At 64.0% G+C, this 14,677-nt stretch carries 13 protein-coding genes; 2 read left to right on the top strand and 11 right to left on the bottom strand.

Going from position 1 to position 14,677, the window contains the following annotated elements; all coding sequences use genetic code 11:
* Nucleotides 1-291 precede the first annotated feature (291 nt).
* Both RCH91_RS09410 and RCH91_RS09405 read right to left on the bottom strand, forming a co-directional pair.
* Entirely contained in the window at nucleotides 292-2,172 is a 1,881-nt protein-coding gene (locus RCH91_RS09410) for a B12-binding domain-containing radical SAM protein (protein WP_306534454.1), read from the bottom strand.
* A gap of 41 nt (nucleotides 2,173-2,213) precedes the next feature.
* A complete protein-coding gene (locus tag RCH91_RS09405; RefSeq protein WP_306534452.1) occupies nucleotides 2,214-2,762 on the bottom strand; it encodes an MXAN_5187 C-terminal domain-containing protein in 549 nt (182 codons plus the stop codon).
* 153 nt (nucleotides 2,763-2,915) lie between these two features.
* On the opposite strand from RCH91_RS09405, the gene glmU reads away from it, so the two are divergent.
* Nucleotides 2,916-4,343: a bifunctional UDP-N-acetylglucosamine diphosphorylase/glucosamine-1-phosphate N-acetyltransferase GlmU gene (gene glmU, locus RCH91_RS09400; RefSeq protein WP_306534450.1), complete on the top strand. Its 1,428-nt coding sequence runs from the start codon at nucleotides 2,916-2,918 to the stop codon at nucleotides 4,341-4,343.
* Between the two features lie 65 nt (nucleotides 4,344-4,408).
* Nucleotides 4,409-6,238 carry a glutamine--fructose-6-phosphate transaminase (isomerizing) gene (glmS, locus tag RCH91_RS09395; protein ID WP_306534448.1) on the top strand — a complete coding sequence of 610 codons (1,830 nt, stop codon included), beginning with the start codon at nucleotides 4,409-4,411 and terminating at the stop codon, nucleotides 6,236-6,238.
* Between the two features lie 254 nt (nucleotides 6,239-6,492).
* Here the strand turns inward: glmS and RCH91_RS09390 are convergent, their stop codons facing one another.
* The 9 genes from RCH91_RS09390 to RCH91_RS09350 form a co-directional block, all read right to left on the bottom strand.
* Nucleotides 6,493-7,797, bottom strand: a complete 1,305-nt coding sequence (locus tag RCH91_RS09390; protein WP_306534447.1) for a pyridoxal phosphate-dependent aminotransferase — start codon at nucleotides 7,795-7,797, stop codon at nucleotides 6,493-6,495.
* A gap of 253 nt (nucleotides 7,798-8,050) precedes the next feature.
* Nucleotides 8,051-8,644 (bottom strand): hypothetical protein, encoded by a 594-nt coding sequence (locus tag RCH91_RS09385; RefSeq protein ID WP_306534446.1) that lies wholly within the window; start codon nucleotides 8,642-8,644, stop codon nucleotides 8,051-8,053.
* 2 nt (nucleotides 8,645-8,646) lie between these two features.
* The gene (locus RCH91_RS09380) at nucleotides 8,647-9,111 is read right to left on the bottom strand and encodes a WbuC family cupin fold metalloprotein (protein WP_306534444.1); all 465 of its coding nucleotides are present in this window, start codon (nucleotides 9,109-9,111) and stop codon (nucleotides 8,647-8,649) included.
* A 7-nt stretch (nucleotides 9,112-9,118) separates the two neighbouring features.
* A complete protein-coding gene (locus tag RCH91_RS09375; protein ID WP_306534442.1) occupies nucleotides 9,119-9,469 on the bottom strand; it encodes a VOC family protein in 351 nt (116 codons plus the stop codon).
* Nucleotides 9,470-9,685: 216 nt separating this feature from the next.
* The gene (locus tag RCH91_RS09370; protein ID WP_306534440.1) at nucleotides 9,686-10,228 is read right to left on the bottom strand and encodes a HyaD/HybD family hydrogenase maturation endopeptidase; all 543 of its coding nucleotides are present in this window, start codon (nucleotides 10,226-10,228) and stop codon (nucleotides 9,686-9,688) included.
* 2 nt (nucleotides 10,229-10,230) lie between these two features.
* The gene (cybH, locus tag RCH91_RS09365) at nucleotides 10,231-10,899 is read right to left on the bottom strand and encodes a Ni/Fe-hydrogenase, b-type cytochrome subunit (RefSeq protein ID WP_306534438.1); all 669 of its coding nucleotides are present in this window, start codon (nucleotides 10,897-10,899) and stop codon (nucleotides 10,231-10,233) included.
* Nucleotides 10,900-10,908: 9 nt separating this feature from the next.
* On the bottom strand, nucleotides 10,909-12,609 hold the full coding sequence (locus RCH91_RS09360) for a nickel-dependent hydrogenase large subunit (RefSeq protein ID WP_306534436.1): 1,701 nt from the start codon (nucleotides 12,607-12,609) through the stop codon (nucleotides 10,909-10,911).
* 3 nt (nucleotides 12,610-12,612) lie between these two features.
* A complete protein-coding gene (locus RCH91_RS09355) occupies nucleotides 12,613-13,698 on the bottom strand; it encodes a hydrogenase small subunit (RefSeq protein WP_373694378.1) in 1,086 nt (361 codons plus the stop codon).
* 250 nt (nucleotides 13,699-13,948) lie between these two features.
* On the bottom strand, nucleotides 13,949-14,677 hold the full coding sequence (locus tag RCH91_RS09350; RefSeq protein WP_306534432.1) for a ComF family protein: 729 nt from the start codon (nucleotides 14,675-14,677) through the stop codon (nucleotides 13,949-13,951).

Genomic DNA, 14,677 nt, shown 5'->3' with positions numbered 1-14,677 from the left:
ATATTAGCCGGAATTATTTCAGGATGTTAGAGTCAAACAGTGACAGATGAAAAGTAAAACGCTATTCTAAATATTAAGCCTCATTCAATGAAGAAACGTCAATCTCGGCGATAGTAATCCCGAGGGGGGAAAAAAGCAACAAAATAGTATACTTTTTTTATACATAACCCGCGTCTGGAAGAAGCAAAGCAAAGCGGTCGAAGCGCGGCATGCCTCCTTGAGACGAACGGTTCGCCGATGAGCGCGGAACCGGCTCTGACACCCGGATCGCTGCAGCCCGCTTTGCCGATTTCACTTCAGGAGCAATTCGGGGACAATGACAATCCCTTCTGCTGCAGCAAACTCGAGAAATTCTGCCACCTCGTCCCGGGGAAGGCCGAGACGGGACGCCGCCACTCCGGCCGCTTCACGGCCGTCGAGACCTTCGAGCAGAAGGAAATAAGGTTCTATGAGAGACTCGGTAAAGATGTCGTTGCCCCGGGGGTAGATGACGGCCCACGACCTGCCGGGAGAGAAGCACGAGCATATTTCCCGCAGGTCGACGTCTCCCACCTCCAGAAGATCAGTGATTTCATAGGAAAAGCGGGCAAGCCGCACGGATGGGGCGAGGCGCAAGGGCTGGTCGAGGATAGTCATGCCGGCCAGACTGCGGTCGGTGGGAAGCTCCGGCGCCGGCGCCAGGAGCGCCGCCGCATAGTAATAGTGGTAGTCGACCAGGTCGAGGGCGGCGGGAAGGAGGCGGGTCAGCCGGCGCTCCTTGAAGATACGGGAAAGGAACGCACGCTGGAGCGACCAGATCGCCTCATCGCTCAACGCCTCCTCCCGGGCCTCCACCCCTTCCTTCTCAAGCCATGCCCGAAAGGCATCGAGGAACTCTGCCGGGGTCATGGCGAGGGGAGCAACAACGCCGTTGAACCAGGCGACGGCCCGTCCCCGGCTGTAAAAGATGTCGCAGGCCGCAGCGAGCCGGGCGGCGCGCTCCATGTCCCGAACCGGAAACGTCGGGGAACCGGTGAGCGTGTAGGGGGGAGCGGGAAGGTGGTCGAGCTCCGCCTCTGCTGCTCGGCCGGCGAGGGGCGTACCGGGGAGGACGGCAAGGGGAAAGATGTCAAGGTGGTTCGGGTAGAGGCCGAGGGCAAAATCGAGGGAGCGCTTGAAACCCTCGAGCGAATCGCCGGGGAGTCCGTAGATGAGATCGAAGCCGAAGACCGCCCCGCTTTCGTTCAGCAGCGAAACTCGCTTCCTGAAGTCGTCCGGGTCGAAATGACGCCGGATCTCTTTAAGAACCGCGGGATCGGCGCTCTGGAGACCGATCTGAAGGGAACAGGTGATACTGGCGAAGAGCCGGGCCATCTCCCGGTCCACAAACTCGCTCCGCACCTCGAAGTGGAAGTGTATATGGGGGGCACGTCGGCGGATCATCCGGAGGATCGTCTTTGCCCGCTTCGCATCGATGTTGAAGGTGGAGTCGAGAACGAACACCTGGGGAACGTTGTGCCGGACAAGAAAGTCGAGCTCGGCATCGACCCGCTCCAGGGAAAACCGCCTCACCCCCTTGGTCCCCTTGTAGTCGAAACAGTACTCGCAGCTGAAGTCGCACCCACGGGAGAGCTGCCAGAGAAGCCCGCCATAGCGCCGGGGCTCGATCACCCCCGTAAGGAACGGCGACGGAATGGTATCAAGGAACGCCACCGGTTTCTGGGGCCGGATTACAAGCTCCCCCCCCTCAGGCCAGGCGGTCCCCGGGGCGCCGCAGAGGGGACGTCCTGCACAGAGTCGGGCCGCCACTTCGAGAAACGGTACCTCTCCCTCGCCAAGAATCAGAAAATCGTACCCTCCCCCTGCAAGCGCCCCGGCAGGGTCGGCAGTCGCCTCGGGGCCACCGGCGAAGATCACAAGCCCCGGTCGCTCACGCCGCAGCACAGCGACCACCCGCGCCGACGCCTCGGGGTTCCAGAGGTAGAGGGAAAAACCGACTGCATCGGGTTCGTGGGCAAGGATCTCGGCGGCACATGCGTCGGGGGAATCGGCGCACAGGAAGTCGCACAGCGTGACCGTGACACGGGCGGCGAGCTCCTCGTCGGTCGCGAGGTACGCCTTCAGGAACGCGTTGGCAAGGGGAACGGCTTGGGGAGAGGGGGATGGATGGATGGCAACAAGGACGACCTTCACGGGCTCCTCCGGTGAGACAGAGTGGAGATATCCGGTGGCAGTTACTGGGACCGGCGAGGGCGGGCCTTGATCTTGGGCACGCCATCCTGGATGACGATCCGGAATTCCACCCGGTCGGTGCCGTACTTGGCCGCGATCGCCGGCTTCTGCCTCTCGATGGCGGAAGCGACCATCTCCCTGGTTATGGTTTCGACGGGAAGGTTGCAGGAGCGTCGCGCCTCGATGAACTGGCGGTACAGGTCGTCGGTATCGTCGCGGTGCGGTGGCGAGGTTTTGCCGGCTGGAGCGGAACGATCGTCGTGCATGGCCATCCGGAACCGGTCGCGGGAGTACCGCCCCTCCTCCATGAGACGGAGAATCCGGTTCCAGTACTGACGGTAGGAGTTCAGCTTCGCCACGAGGGAATTGTACTTGAAGTTCAGCATAGTGTTGACGATCTTCACGCTGACGTACTTGCGCGCCAGGCGGTCGACGGTTTCCAGCAGACGCACCGGTTCCCGCTTCTCCAGACCGAGAAAATACTGCTCGTACTTGATGATCAGTTCATTGAGGCACTGCTCGAACTGGGCTATGTCTTCCGGAATCCCCATAGGCTCTCCGGGTCAGACTATAGACAGAAAGCCCCCTCCGTGTAAAGACGAAAGCTTATCCCGCCCCCCGTCTAATCGCTTGACGGCCGCGCGGGGCATCGTATAGAGTAAGTCGCTTCAATACCTAACATTTTCCCTCAAAGGGGGGCCGCCATGGGCGATCTTGCGGCGATCATCCTTGCCGCCGGCAAGGGAACGAGAATGAAATCAGAGCTGGTCAAGGTGATGCACCCCCTGGCCGGCGTACCGATGGTGGCGTGGCCCGTTGAAGCGGCCCGGCAAGCGGGGGCATCCCGCATGGTGCTGGTGGTCGGTCACCAGGCGGACACCATCCGCGAGCACTTCGCCGGCACGGAGAACATGGCCTTCGCCCTCCAGGAAGAGCAGCTGGGCACCGGCCACGCCGTGGCCAGCGCCGCCGCGCCCCTCGACGGTTTCAGGGGAAGAGTCCTGATTCTCTGTGGCGACGTCCCCCTCATCCGGGCCGAGACGCTCCAAGGGATGATCGACGCCCACGGTGCCTCCGGGGCGGCCCTCACCGTCCTCACCACACGCCTCGAAAACCCCTTCGGCTACGGCCGGATCATCCGCGGCTTCGACGGCCGGGTCATCCGGATCGTCGAAGAAAAGGACGCAACCCCCGAGGAACGGGGGCGGAACGAGGTGAACGCCGGCATCTACTGCGCCGAGGCGGCGTTTCTCTTCGACGCGGTCAAGCGGATCGGCAACGACAACGCCCAGGGGGAATACTACCTCACCGACATCGTCACCATGGCCAACGAGCGGGGGCTGCGCTGCACGGCCCATCCCGTAGCCGACCCGATGGAGGTCATGGGGGTGAACGACCGGGCCCAACTGGCCGAGGCGGGACGATTCGCCCGGCAGCGGATCAACGGGGCGCTCATGCTCGACGGGGTGACCATCGTGGACCCGGCCGCCGCCTACATCGACCGGGGGGTAACCGTGGGGCGCGACACCACGATCCACCCGGGAGTCCACCTTTCCGGCGAAACACGGATCGGCGAAGGGTGCGTCATCGAGTCAGGAGCCGTCATCAAGGGAAGCACCCTCGGCGACGGCTGCGTCGTGGAGCCGGGGGCCATGATCCGGAGCTGCCGCCTCGGAAGCCGCGTGATGGTGAAGGCAGGAACCGTCATGGAGGATGCGGTCATCCATGACCACACGGCCATCGGCCCCATGGCGCACCTCAGGCCAGGCACCGAACTCATGGCCCACGTGAAGATCGGCAACTTCGTGGAGACCAAGAAGATCACCATGGGTGAAGGCTCCAAGGCGTCCCACCTCACTTATCTGGGTGACGCCTCCATCGGCAGCAACGTCAACGTCGGCTGCGGCACCATCACCTGCAACTACGACGGGGTACGCAAACACCGGACCGTCATCGAGGACGACGTCTTCGTGGGGAGCGACGTCCAGTTCGTGGCGCCGGTGACCATCGGCCGAAACTCCCTCATTGCCGCAGGCACCACGGTAACCCGGGATGTCCCCCCCGACTCTCTGGCCATCGCCCGGACCCCCCAGGTGAACAAGGACGGGTGGAAACTCAAAAAACGGGACTAGGGTTCCGAAACCAGGCAATATCCGGGTCTCAACGACTCTTACCTATTTAAACGGAGAATTGATATATGTGCGGAATTGTCGGCTATATCGGCGCCCAGGAGGCGACCCCCATCATCCTCGACGGCCTCAAGCGCCTTGAATACCGGGGATATGACTCCGCCGGGGTCTGCACCCTCGACTGCGGACGGGCCGAGGTGCGGCGAAGCGAGGGAAAGCTCATCAACCTGGAGCGCCTTGTGTCGGCCCAGCCCCTGCTGGGACAGATCGGCATCGGCCACACCCGCTGGGCTACCCACGGCAGACCCTCGGAGATTAACGCCCACCCCCACCAGTCGGGGTCGGTCATCGTGGTCCATAACGGGATCATCGAGAACTACCTGGAGCTGAGGGAACGGCTCAAGGGAGCCGGCCGGGAGTTCCTGAGCGAGACCGACACGGAGGTTATCTCCCACCTCATCGACGAAAAGTACGCGGCCTGCGGCGACTTCGAGCGTGCCACCCGGCAGGCCCTGCTGGAGTTGCGGGGGGCCTATGCCGTCTGCGTCCTCAGCGAGAAGGAGCCGGGGGTTCTCATCGCAGCAAAGCAGGGTTCCCCCATGGTGGTGGGGCTCGGCGCCGGCGAGTTCTTCGTGGCCTCGGACATCCCCGCCATCCTCTCCCACACCCGGGAAATGGTCTTTCTGGAGGACGGCGAGATGGCCATCTTCCGCAACGGCACCCCCTCCTTCAGCCGGGTGAGCGGCGAGCCCCTCGAAAAGGCGTCGCGCCACATCGACTGGTCTCCCCTCATGGCCGAGAAGGGAGGGTACAAACACTTCATGCTCAAGGAAATCTTCGAGCAGCCCCGGGCCGTTCGCGACACCATCGCCGGCCGGCTCCGGGAGGAGCAGGGGGACGTATATCTGGAGGACCTGAAGCTCACCGACGAAGAGCTCAGGGGAATCGACCGGATCTGCATCGTTGCCTGCGGCACCTCGTGGCACGCGGCCCTGGTGGGAAAATTCCTCTTGGAAGAGCACTGCCGCCTTCCCGTGGAAGTGGACATCGCCTCCGAGTTCCGCTACCGCAACCCCGTGGTGAACGACCGGACCCTCATGGTCCTCATCTCCCAGTCGGGGGAGACCGCCGACACCCTGGCCGCCATGCGGGAAGGGAAAGCCCGAGGGGCCAGGAACGTCGCCGTCTGCAACGTGGTCGACTCCTCCATCGCCCGGGAGGCCGCCGGCGTCGTCTACACCCACGCGGGACCCGAGATCGGCGTCGCCTCCACCAAGGCCTTCGTCACCCAACTGGTGGCCCTCTACCTCTTTACCATCCGGCTCGGCCGGGCCCTGGGGACCCTGGACCGGGCAAAGGGGCGCGCCATGATCGCCTCCCTCGTGAAGATTCCCGGCCTCATCGAAAAGACCCTGGAGATGAACGACCAGGTAGAGAAGGTGGCCCGCCACTACATGAACGCCCGGGACTTCCTCTACCTGGGCCGCGGCATCTGCTACCCCATCGCCCTGGAAGGCGCCCTGAAACTCAAGGAGATATCCTACATCCACGCCGAAGGATACCCGGCGGGAGAGATGAAGCACGGCCCCATCGCCCTCATCGACGAGAACATGCCGGTGGTGGTCCTCGTGCCGAAAAACGCCACCTACGAAAAGGTCCTCTCCAACATGGAGGAGGTCATCGCCCGGGGAGGGCGAGTCATTGCCATCTGCTCCGCCGGCGACGACGGCGTAGCCCAGAAGGCCGAGGAAACCCTCGAAGTCCCCACCGACGGCGAGGAACTGACCACGATCCTTCTCTCGGTCCCCCTCCAGCTTCTGGCCTATCACGTGGCGGTCCTCAAGGGAACCGACGTGGACCAGCCGCGCAATCTGGCGAAAAGTGTGACAGTGGAGTAGCGGCGCTTGTCCTTTAGTGTTGTTGAAGCTGGAAAATATAGATGGAAACCAGAAAATAAAGTTGGAAAAAGGCTGCCGATATATCGGCGGTCTTTTTTTTGCAAACGGACCACTTTTCCGGGGGGGGGGGAGGTCAAGGGGGCTGAGGGTGAGTGGTGAAAACCACACCAACCGATGGGTGGGTGCTCGGTCTATGGCGATCTACCGTCACTGAAGAAAAGGGGGAACTGACAGTCAGCACCCCCCTGCCCCGTTCAGGATTTCAAATACTCCGCAATCTTCTTCGCCAGGGTCTGGTAGATCCGGAGGCATTCGGCCTCGTCCTTTTCCAGGAGCGTCACCCGGAACCCCTGGAGCGGCGTGTTGAAAGAGGAAAGGGGCACGATGCAAATGCCGGTGCTGGCCAGAATGTAGTAGACGAACCGCTTGTCCGGCGAGACGCCGGGGGCGTTCACGAGACCCTCCACCAGCTGCCGTACCTCGGCGTTCTCGATGGGGAGGGACTGGCAGTTGGTGAGGAGGCCGTCCTGGAAGGCCACCGACATGTAGAAGGCTCCGTTGGTCCGGTTCACCATGAGCCCCGGCACTTCCTTGAGGCAGTCGAAGGTGATGGTGCTCATCTTCTCATAGCGCTTGATCCGTTCCTGGAGGTAGGTCTGATACTCCGGGTGCTTCATGATGGCCGGGATGCACTTCTGGGGGAGGGTGGTGGAGCAGACCTCGTTCATCTTGGCGGAGAGGATGGAGTTTATGTACTTGCGGAACTGCTCGTCCCTGCCACCGTTGTAGACCTCTATCCAGCCGCAGCGGGAGCCGGGCCAGGGGATTTCCTTGGAGATCCCCTTCATGGCGATGGCCGGCACGTCGCCGATGACATCGGAGATGGGGACGGTGGTCTGGCCGTTGTAGGTGATGTTGTTGTAGACTTCGTCGGCGATGATGAAGAGCTCGTATTTGCGGGCAATGGCGACGATCTTCTCGAGAGTCTCCTTCGGGAAGACCATGCCAGTGGGGTTGTCGGGGTTAATGAGGAGGATGCCGGAGATCTGGGGGTTGTACCGAACGTGGTTCTCCAGGTCTTCCAGGTCCGGGAACCAGTGGTCCTCGGGCTTCAGCCGGTAGCAGACCGGCGACGCCTGGGCGTGGGCCGCCTCGCCGATGGAGTGAGTGGTGTAGGTGGGGGACGGCATGAGGATGCGGGTTTCGTGGCGCAGGTTGCCGTAGACCGTGGAGATGGCGTCACCGAGGCCGTTGAAGAAGATGATGTCGTCGGGAGTGATCTGGGCCCCGCCGCGGCTGTTGGTGAGCCCGCAGATAAACTCCCGGGTCTCCAGGACGCCCCGGGTGTGGCAGTAGCCCCAGGTGTCGTTCTCCATCACTTCCTGGGCCACGATCTCCTTCATCCAGCGGGGGATCTCCTCTCCTTTGACGATCGGGTCGCCGATGTTCTCCCAGTTGATCTTCACGCCGTGCTTCTGGAGCTTCTCCGCCACGTTCACGATGTTGCGAATCTCGTAGGTCAGTTCGCCCGCGCCGGGCGTCACCAGTTCGTTTCTCACGCTCTCCCCCTCTTCTCTCTCTGTTGGTGTTGGTCCTGAAAAATTGCAAAGGCCGTGGGGGTCGCCCACGGCCTTTCGATGATACACGAAGCGGATACGCCTCCTCACACGGCAGCGGGGATCTCTGCGGCGACGGACGCCGCGGCGATGATAGCTCGTGCTGCGATGGCGATGGAAACGGTGTTTTTATTCATAGGGGACTCGAATAGCACAGGCGGTTGCCGGCCGTCAATATTTTTTTGCCCGGGCACCTTCACTCCAGGGTGATGAGGAACCGGCCTTCCTCGTCCCGCCACCGCAGCCACCCCATGATGGCCTGGTCCATGAGGACCCGAATCCGGTCCCCGTCCACGTCGATGATCCGGAACGTACGCTCGGGGGTAAGGGGCTCCAACTCCGGAGCCGCATCACCCGGGCCGCCCCGGGGAACGTAATAGGGCTTCTTGAGCCCCCGAAGGAGCCGCGCTTCCCTCCCCCTGAGTATCTCGTCCCACGGGACGAAGGGCCAGGCCCGCCGCGGCTCCACCCATGCCGAGCGACCGGCGTCGTCGTGGATGACCTTCAGCCACCAACCCTTCCGCGCCGTGACCACGAGGGGGAATTCACCGGGCAGGGCCTTGAGGGGGAGGGCAAGATGGGGAAGGGACGCTGCGCTCTTCTCGGCGATCCGGCCGACCCCCGGCTCACCGTAGAGGATGAGTTCCGGCGGAGCCGCCGCGCCGGGGGCGGTGCGGACCATGAGGAGACCCATGCCGGTATCGGGGCGAAGAGGCGGCGGAGCCGCCCCGGCTAACGACACGAGGAGGGTGACGAGGATGGCTGCGACGATTGCACGGAAAAGGGCCATCGTCAGCGGAACAGTGCCATCAGAGAAGCGTGGTAGCCGCCGGCGCTCCCATCACCCTCGGCAGGAGCCCAGGGCGCTTTCTCCCCCGCGGTCAGGGGGAGGTAGGGGCCAGCCTTGGCCTCGAAAAAGACTGTGCCGGGCTCCAGGCTCACGACGGTGTGGAACTCCCCGTGGGGGATATCGACGGCGACTGCATCGCCAGCCTGGAGGAGATGGGTGCCGGTCACCGCGCCCGCCTCGTCGAAGGAGACAATGCCGAGCCTCCCCCGGAGAATCACCATCGACTCGTCCTTGTTGGGGTCCAGGTGCCGGTGGGGCTGGATGTAGGAGCCGGGCTCCATGGCGTTCAGGAGCCGGTGGCAGCAGAATGCGTCGGTGGGGTGGAGATTGTGGTTTTTCCGCAGGCGGGAGCCTTCCCGGGCCTGGGCAGTGACCTGATCAAGAAGCTCCTGGGTGATGACCTTCATGGAGAGCCTATCGGTCAGCGAGGGCAAAGAGGTTTCCGTCGGGGTCGGCGACCACCGCCATCTTCCCCCAGGGGCTCTGCTCCAGGGGCTGCTCGAACCGGACCCCCGCGTCGGTAAGCTCGCGGCAGAAGTTCTCGATATCCTTCACCCGCAGGGTAATGCCGGTATGTCGCCCCGCCAGGGCCTTCGCCTCGTCGGTGAGGGTCAGCGCCACACCGAGGGTCGTGCCGCCAGAGAAGAACTCCATCATCGTCACCCCCTCCTGGGCCAGGGGGAGCTTCAGCTGTTCCTTGTAGAACCGCTTCGCCGCTTCGAAATCGCGGACAAAGACCACCACGTTTTTCATCGCTTCAACCATGGGATACCTCCCGGATAGATGGTTCGTGTACCGCCCCGAACATAGCAGAGAGGCCGGTTCGCGGCAAGTGTGAACTGCCGGGGCCCCAACGGCCAAGGGCGCCCGGACCTGCATCGGACCGGACGCCCCTTCACATAATAAGACGGCAGCAGGAATAACACGGAGCAACTGAGCAACGGAGAAATCAACACGTAGAACCAGATTCCGAGAAAAACCTCAAAGGTTTTTTCTCAGATTTTCCTCCGTTGCTCCGTTGCTCCGTGTTTCAAACAGTTTATTCGGGTCCACCGGCTCGGGAGTCACCCCCCACGCAGCAAGCTCCGCAATGACTGTTTCGACGAGGCGGTCGAACTGGGCCGCCACCGCCGGCGTCAACTCCATCCCCAACTCGATCGATTCCGGCTGCACCCCCCAGAGGACCATCTCCGCGGGACGGTTCCCCTGTAACTCGGCCACGGCCAGGAGATCCTGAAGCCCCATCTGGTGGGGGGAGAGCTTGGTCTGGAGGGCCACGGGAATCTCCTCCCCCGCCAGACGCACCACCGTCCCCGGCGGGCCGCCGGTCTCCACGGCATCCACCATGAGGAGCCGCTCGACCCCCTCCAGATGGGGGAGGAGATCGAGGCCGAGGGTGCCGCCGTCCAAGACGGTCACCCCATCGGGGAAACGGTACCCGTCCATGAGCCGCTGCGCCACCCGCACGCCGACGCCGTCGTCGGTCATGATCAGGTTCCCTATGCCGAGCACGAGGATCGACATCCCTACTCCCCCCGTTTCACCGGCTTGTAGCCGCCGAAGATGCTCGAAATGACCCCGCCCCGCTCCTTCACGTCCATCAGCCAGGCGCTGTAGATGTGATGGATGGCAAAACCGATGAGAAGCCACATGCCCATGTGATGGGTAAGCCGCATCCCCTGGTTGCTGAAAAGGGCGTAGAGCGGCGTGAGGATTACGTGCATCACGCCGCCGGGGGAATGCTCGGCATAGAGGGCGAAGCCGGTGCCGACCATAACCAGATAGAGGATGAAGACCAGGAGGTACGTGGCGCCGGCCAGGGCGTTGTGGCCCGTGGGATGGGGAACCTTCCGGGAGAGGAAGGTGTAGTAGAGAAACATCCTCCCCATGTTGCGGCGCCCTTCGGGATACATGAACGGGACGAATTCCCGCCATCCCGCATGGCGATTCCCGACGAAGGCCCACCAGATGCGGGCCGCCAGGCTCACGGCGAAGGCATAGCCGGCCGTGAAATGCACCACCCGCACCCATCCCATGACGAAGTCCGCGGGGTCGACCCCCAGGGTCCTGGGAGAGCCGATGTAGATGCCGGTGAGCGAGAGGACGGTGATGGCGATCATGTTGACCCAGTGGGTCACCCGCACCGGGACCTCCCAGACATACTCTTCGTAAAGACAGCTCCGGTTCCGTGCCATGGCGACCTCCTACAGGACCTTGACGTTCACCAGCTCTCCTCCTCCAGCGTCGATCACGTGGACGGCGCAGGCCAGGCACGGGTCGAAGGAGTGGATGGTCCGGAGGATCTCCAGGGGCTTGGTGGGGTCGGCCATGGGGGTGCCGACCAGGGCCGCCTCGTAGGGGCCCCGCTCCCCCTTCTCGTCCCGGGGGGAGGCGTTCCAGGTGGAGGGGACCACCGCCTGGTAGTTCTCGATCTTCTGGTCCCTGATCCTGATCCAGTGCCCGAGCGCCCCGCGGGGGGCGTTGTGCCAGCCGTACCCCGCCGCTTCCCGGGGCCAGGTGGCCGGGTCCCACTTCTCGCCGTTGTGGATCGCCAGATCACCCCCTGCAATGTTGGCCACGAGCATGTCGAGCCATTTGGGGAGCTCCTGGGCCACGAGCAGGGTCTCGATCCCCCGGGCCGCGGTCCGCCCCAGGGTGGAGAAGAGGGCCTCGGGGCCTACCCCCAGCTTCCCGAGGACCAGGTCCACCGCCCCCCTGGCGCCGGGATGCCCCGCGGCGTAGGCCACGAGGATGGTGGCCAGGGGCCCCGTCTCCATGGCCTTGCCGTCGTAGCGGGGGGATTTCACCCAGGAGTACTTCTGGTCCGTGTCGATCATGTCGTAGGGGGGCTTGGGGCCCGTGTACTTCGCCTCGGTCCGTTCGTCCCAGGGATGGACCCCGGCGGCGCTCCCCTCGTACCAGGAGTGGGCCACGCTCTCGGTGATCTTCCGCTGGTCGATGGGGTAGACCCGGGAGAGATCCTTGCCCAGGATGATCCCCTGGGGGAACCAGAGCTTTTCCGGCTTGCCACTGGTGTCCAAGGGGTACTCGCCGTAGCTCAGATAGTTCCCCACCCCGCCGCCGATGCCGGCCCACTCCGTGTAGAAGGAGGCCACGGCCAGGAGGTCGGGGATGTAGACCTTCTCCACGAACGCCTTGGCCTTCTTGAGGAGCTGGGCGATCTCGGCGATCTTGTCGGCGTTGAGGGCGTTCTGGGAGTTGGGGTCCACCGGAATCGCCATCCCCCCCACCAGGAAGGTCTGGGGGTGGGGGTTCTTGGAGCCGAGGATGGCCTGGACCTTGATGACCTCCCGCTGCCAGTCCAGGGCCTCCAGGTAGTGGGCCGTGGCCATGAGGTTCGCCTCGGGCGGGAGCTTGTAGGCCGGGTGCCCCCAGTAGGCGTTGCCGAATGGGCCGAGGCGCCCCTTTTTGACGAAGGCCCCGAGCCGATCCTGCACCGCCTTGAAGTAGGTGGGGGAGTTGAGGGGCCAGTCGGAGAGGGAGGCCGCCAGAGCCGCGGTCCTGGCCGGATCGGCCGTGAGGGCCGAGACCACGTCCACCCAGTCCAGGGCGTGGAGGTGGTAGAAGTGGATCACGTGGTCCTGCACCACCTGGATGCCGATGATGAGGTTTCTGATCAGCTCGGCGTTCAGGGGGATCTTCACGTTCAGGGCGTTCTCCACGGCCCGGATGGAGGCGATGGAGTGGACCGTGGTGCAGACCCCGCAGAAGCGCTGGGTGAAGTACCAGGCGTCCCGGGGGTCGCGCCCCTTCAGGATCTTCTCGATCCCCCGGAACATGGTGCTGGAGCTCCAGGCGTCGGTTATCCGCCCGCCGTTCACCTCTGCCTGGATACGGAGGTGCCCCTCTATTCTCGTAATCGGATCAACGACGATTGTGGCCATGGATCAATCCTCCTTTGCCCCTTCGGATTCGTCGCCCTTGCGGAACGCGCTCACCACCCCGTGGACGCCGAAGGCGGCCGCCGTGGCGGCGGCGAGCCCAAGGCCAATCGTGTCGGCCGTGGTCTCGATGCCGAAGCCGGGGACGTTGGGGAGCCGCTTGTAGAGGGGGGTCATGGAATCCCAGAAATAGGGCTCGGAGCAGCCGGCGCATCCGTGGCCCGCCGAGACCGGCCAGGCGGTCTTTTCGTTGTAGCGCTGGCTGGGGCAGTTGTGGAAGGTTTCCGGCCCCTTGCACCCCATCTTGTAGAGGCAGTGCCCCTTGCGGTGGGCCTGGTCCCCCCACTGCTCCACGTACTGGCCGGCGTCGAAGTGGGGCCGCCGCTCGCAGTTGTCGTGGATCCGCTTGCCGTAGGCGAAGAGGGGACGCCCCTTGCCGTCGACCGCCGGGAGCTTGCCGAAGGTGAGAAGGTGGACAACGGTGGCCACCAGGTTGTCGGTGTTGACGGGGCACCCCGGCAGGTTGATGACCGTGGCCCCGGGCACGGCGTCCTTCACCCCCATGGCACCGGTGGGGTTGGGGGCGGCGGCCGGGATGCCGCCGTAGGAGGCGCAGGTGCCGACGGTGATGGTGGCCATGGCGCCGCCGCAGACCTCCCGGGCGATGTCCAGGGCCGACCTGCCGGCGATGCAGCAGTAGGCGCCGTTGGCGCCGGTGGGGATCGATCCCTCCACAATGGCGATGTACGTGCCGCTCCGCTCCTTCATGGTCTTGTGCCTGGCCTCCTCGGCCTGGAAGCCGGCGGCGGCCATGATGGTCTCGGCGTAGTCCACGGAGAGGACGTCGAGGACGATCTCCCCCACGGTGGGGTTGGCGGCCCGCAGGAGCGCCTCGGTGTCGCCGGTGCAGCTCTGGAATTCGAGCCAGATGACCGACGGCCGCTTGTCGTCTTCAAGGGCCTCGGCGATCCGCGGCGCCAGGGAGACGGGCAGGGCCAGAGCCGCCGTCATGGCAGTGCAGAACTTGAGGAAATCGCGGCGGGATACCCCCCGCTCTTCCCAGAATCCCGACGTGCCGGGACAGTACTTCATCTCATCGCGCTCATCGTTCTTCTTCACCATGGACTCTCCTCCTTGCACCGAAAACAGCGTGTAACCGTATCAGTCGACGAAGGCCTCTATCCATAAAATTTATAACATCATTTCTATTTTAAATCCAACCAACACCTTTAAATATGGAGTTAATTTTGAATAATAATATTCCCGCAAAGTCAGCCAGCCAGACAATTACGTAAAATCCATAACGATGTCTCGCAGTCAATCGCGCCCCATGGCACTGAGACTACCGCCCCAGAGGGGCCAACGCCACCGTCGCCACAAAGACGGCCGAGGCGCCGGCCCCCTTGAGGACCCGGGCGCATTCCGCCACCGTGCTGCCGGTGGTGGAGACGTCATCCACGAGGAGGACGCGCCTTCCCACGATCCGCGCCGGATCGGCGACGGCAAAGGCGCCCCGCACGTTAGCCCGGCGCTCCTGGGCGGAGAGGGTCACCTGGGCAACAGTGGGACGGACACGGCGGAGGGTGTCCCGCAGGAGCGGAAGGCGCCACTGCCGGGACAGGACGTCGCCCATGAGAACCGCCTGGTTGAAGCCCCGCTCCCGCAGGCGCGTGCGATGGAGGGGGACGGGAACGATCACGTCGGGTGCAGCGGATTGAACAAAAGGGGTGAGGTGCCGAATGGCGAGAAGGGCCAGGGGACGGCGCAGGTGGGCCCTGTGGCCGTACTTGTGGCGGTGGATGAGCTCCTGGAGGGGGCCGGCATAGAGGAGCGCCCCCCGGGCAGCGTCAAAGGGGGGCGGCGTGAGAATGCAGGAGCCGCAGGGGTGGTCAATCCCCCCCTCGGTCCCGTGGGGTACGCCGCAGATGGGACAGAGGGGGGAGGTGACGGGGGTCATGGCCCCGAGGCAGGCGTCGCAGAGATGGAGCGGGCCCGCCTCGGGCACCGGAGCCTTGCACAGGTGGCAGAGGGGCGGGAAGAGGACGTCGAGGAACGCCTGGAGGAGCTCCAC

Source organism: Geobacter sp. (genome assembly GCF_030834625.1).
Classification (GTDB): domain Bacteria; phylum Desulfobacterota; class Desulfuromonadia; order Geobacterales; family Geobacteraceae; genus Geobacter.
This window is presented reverse-complemented; position numbering and strand designations above follow the sequence as displayed.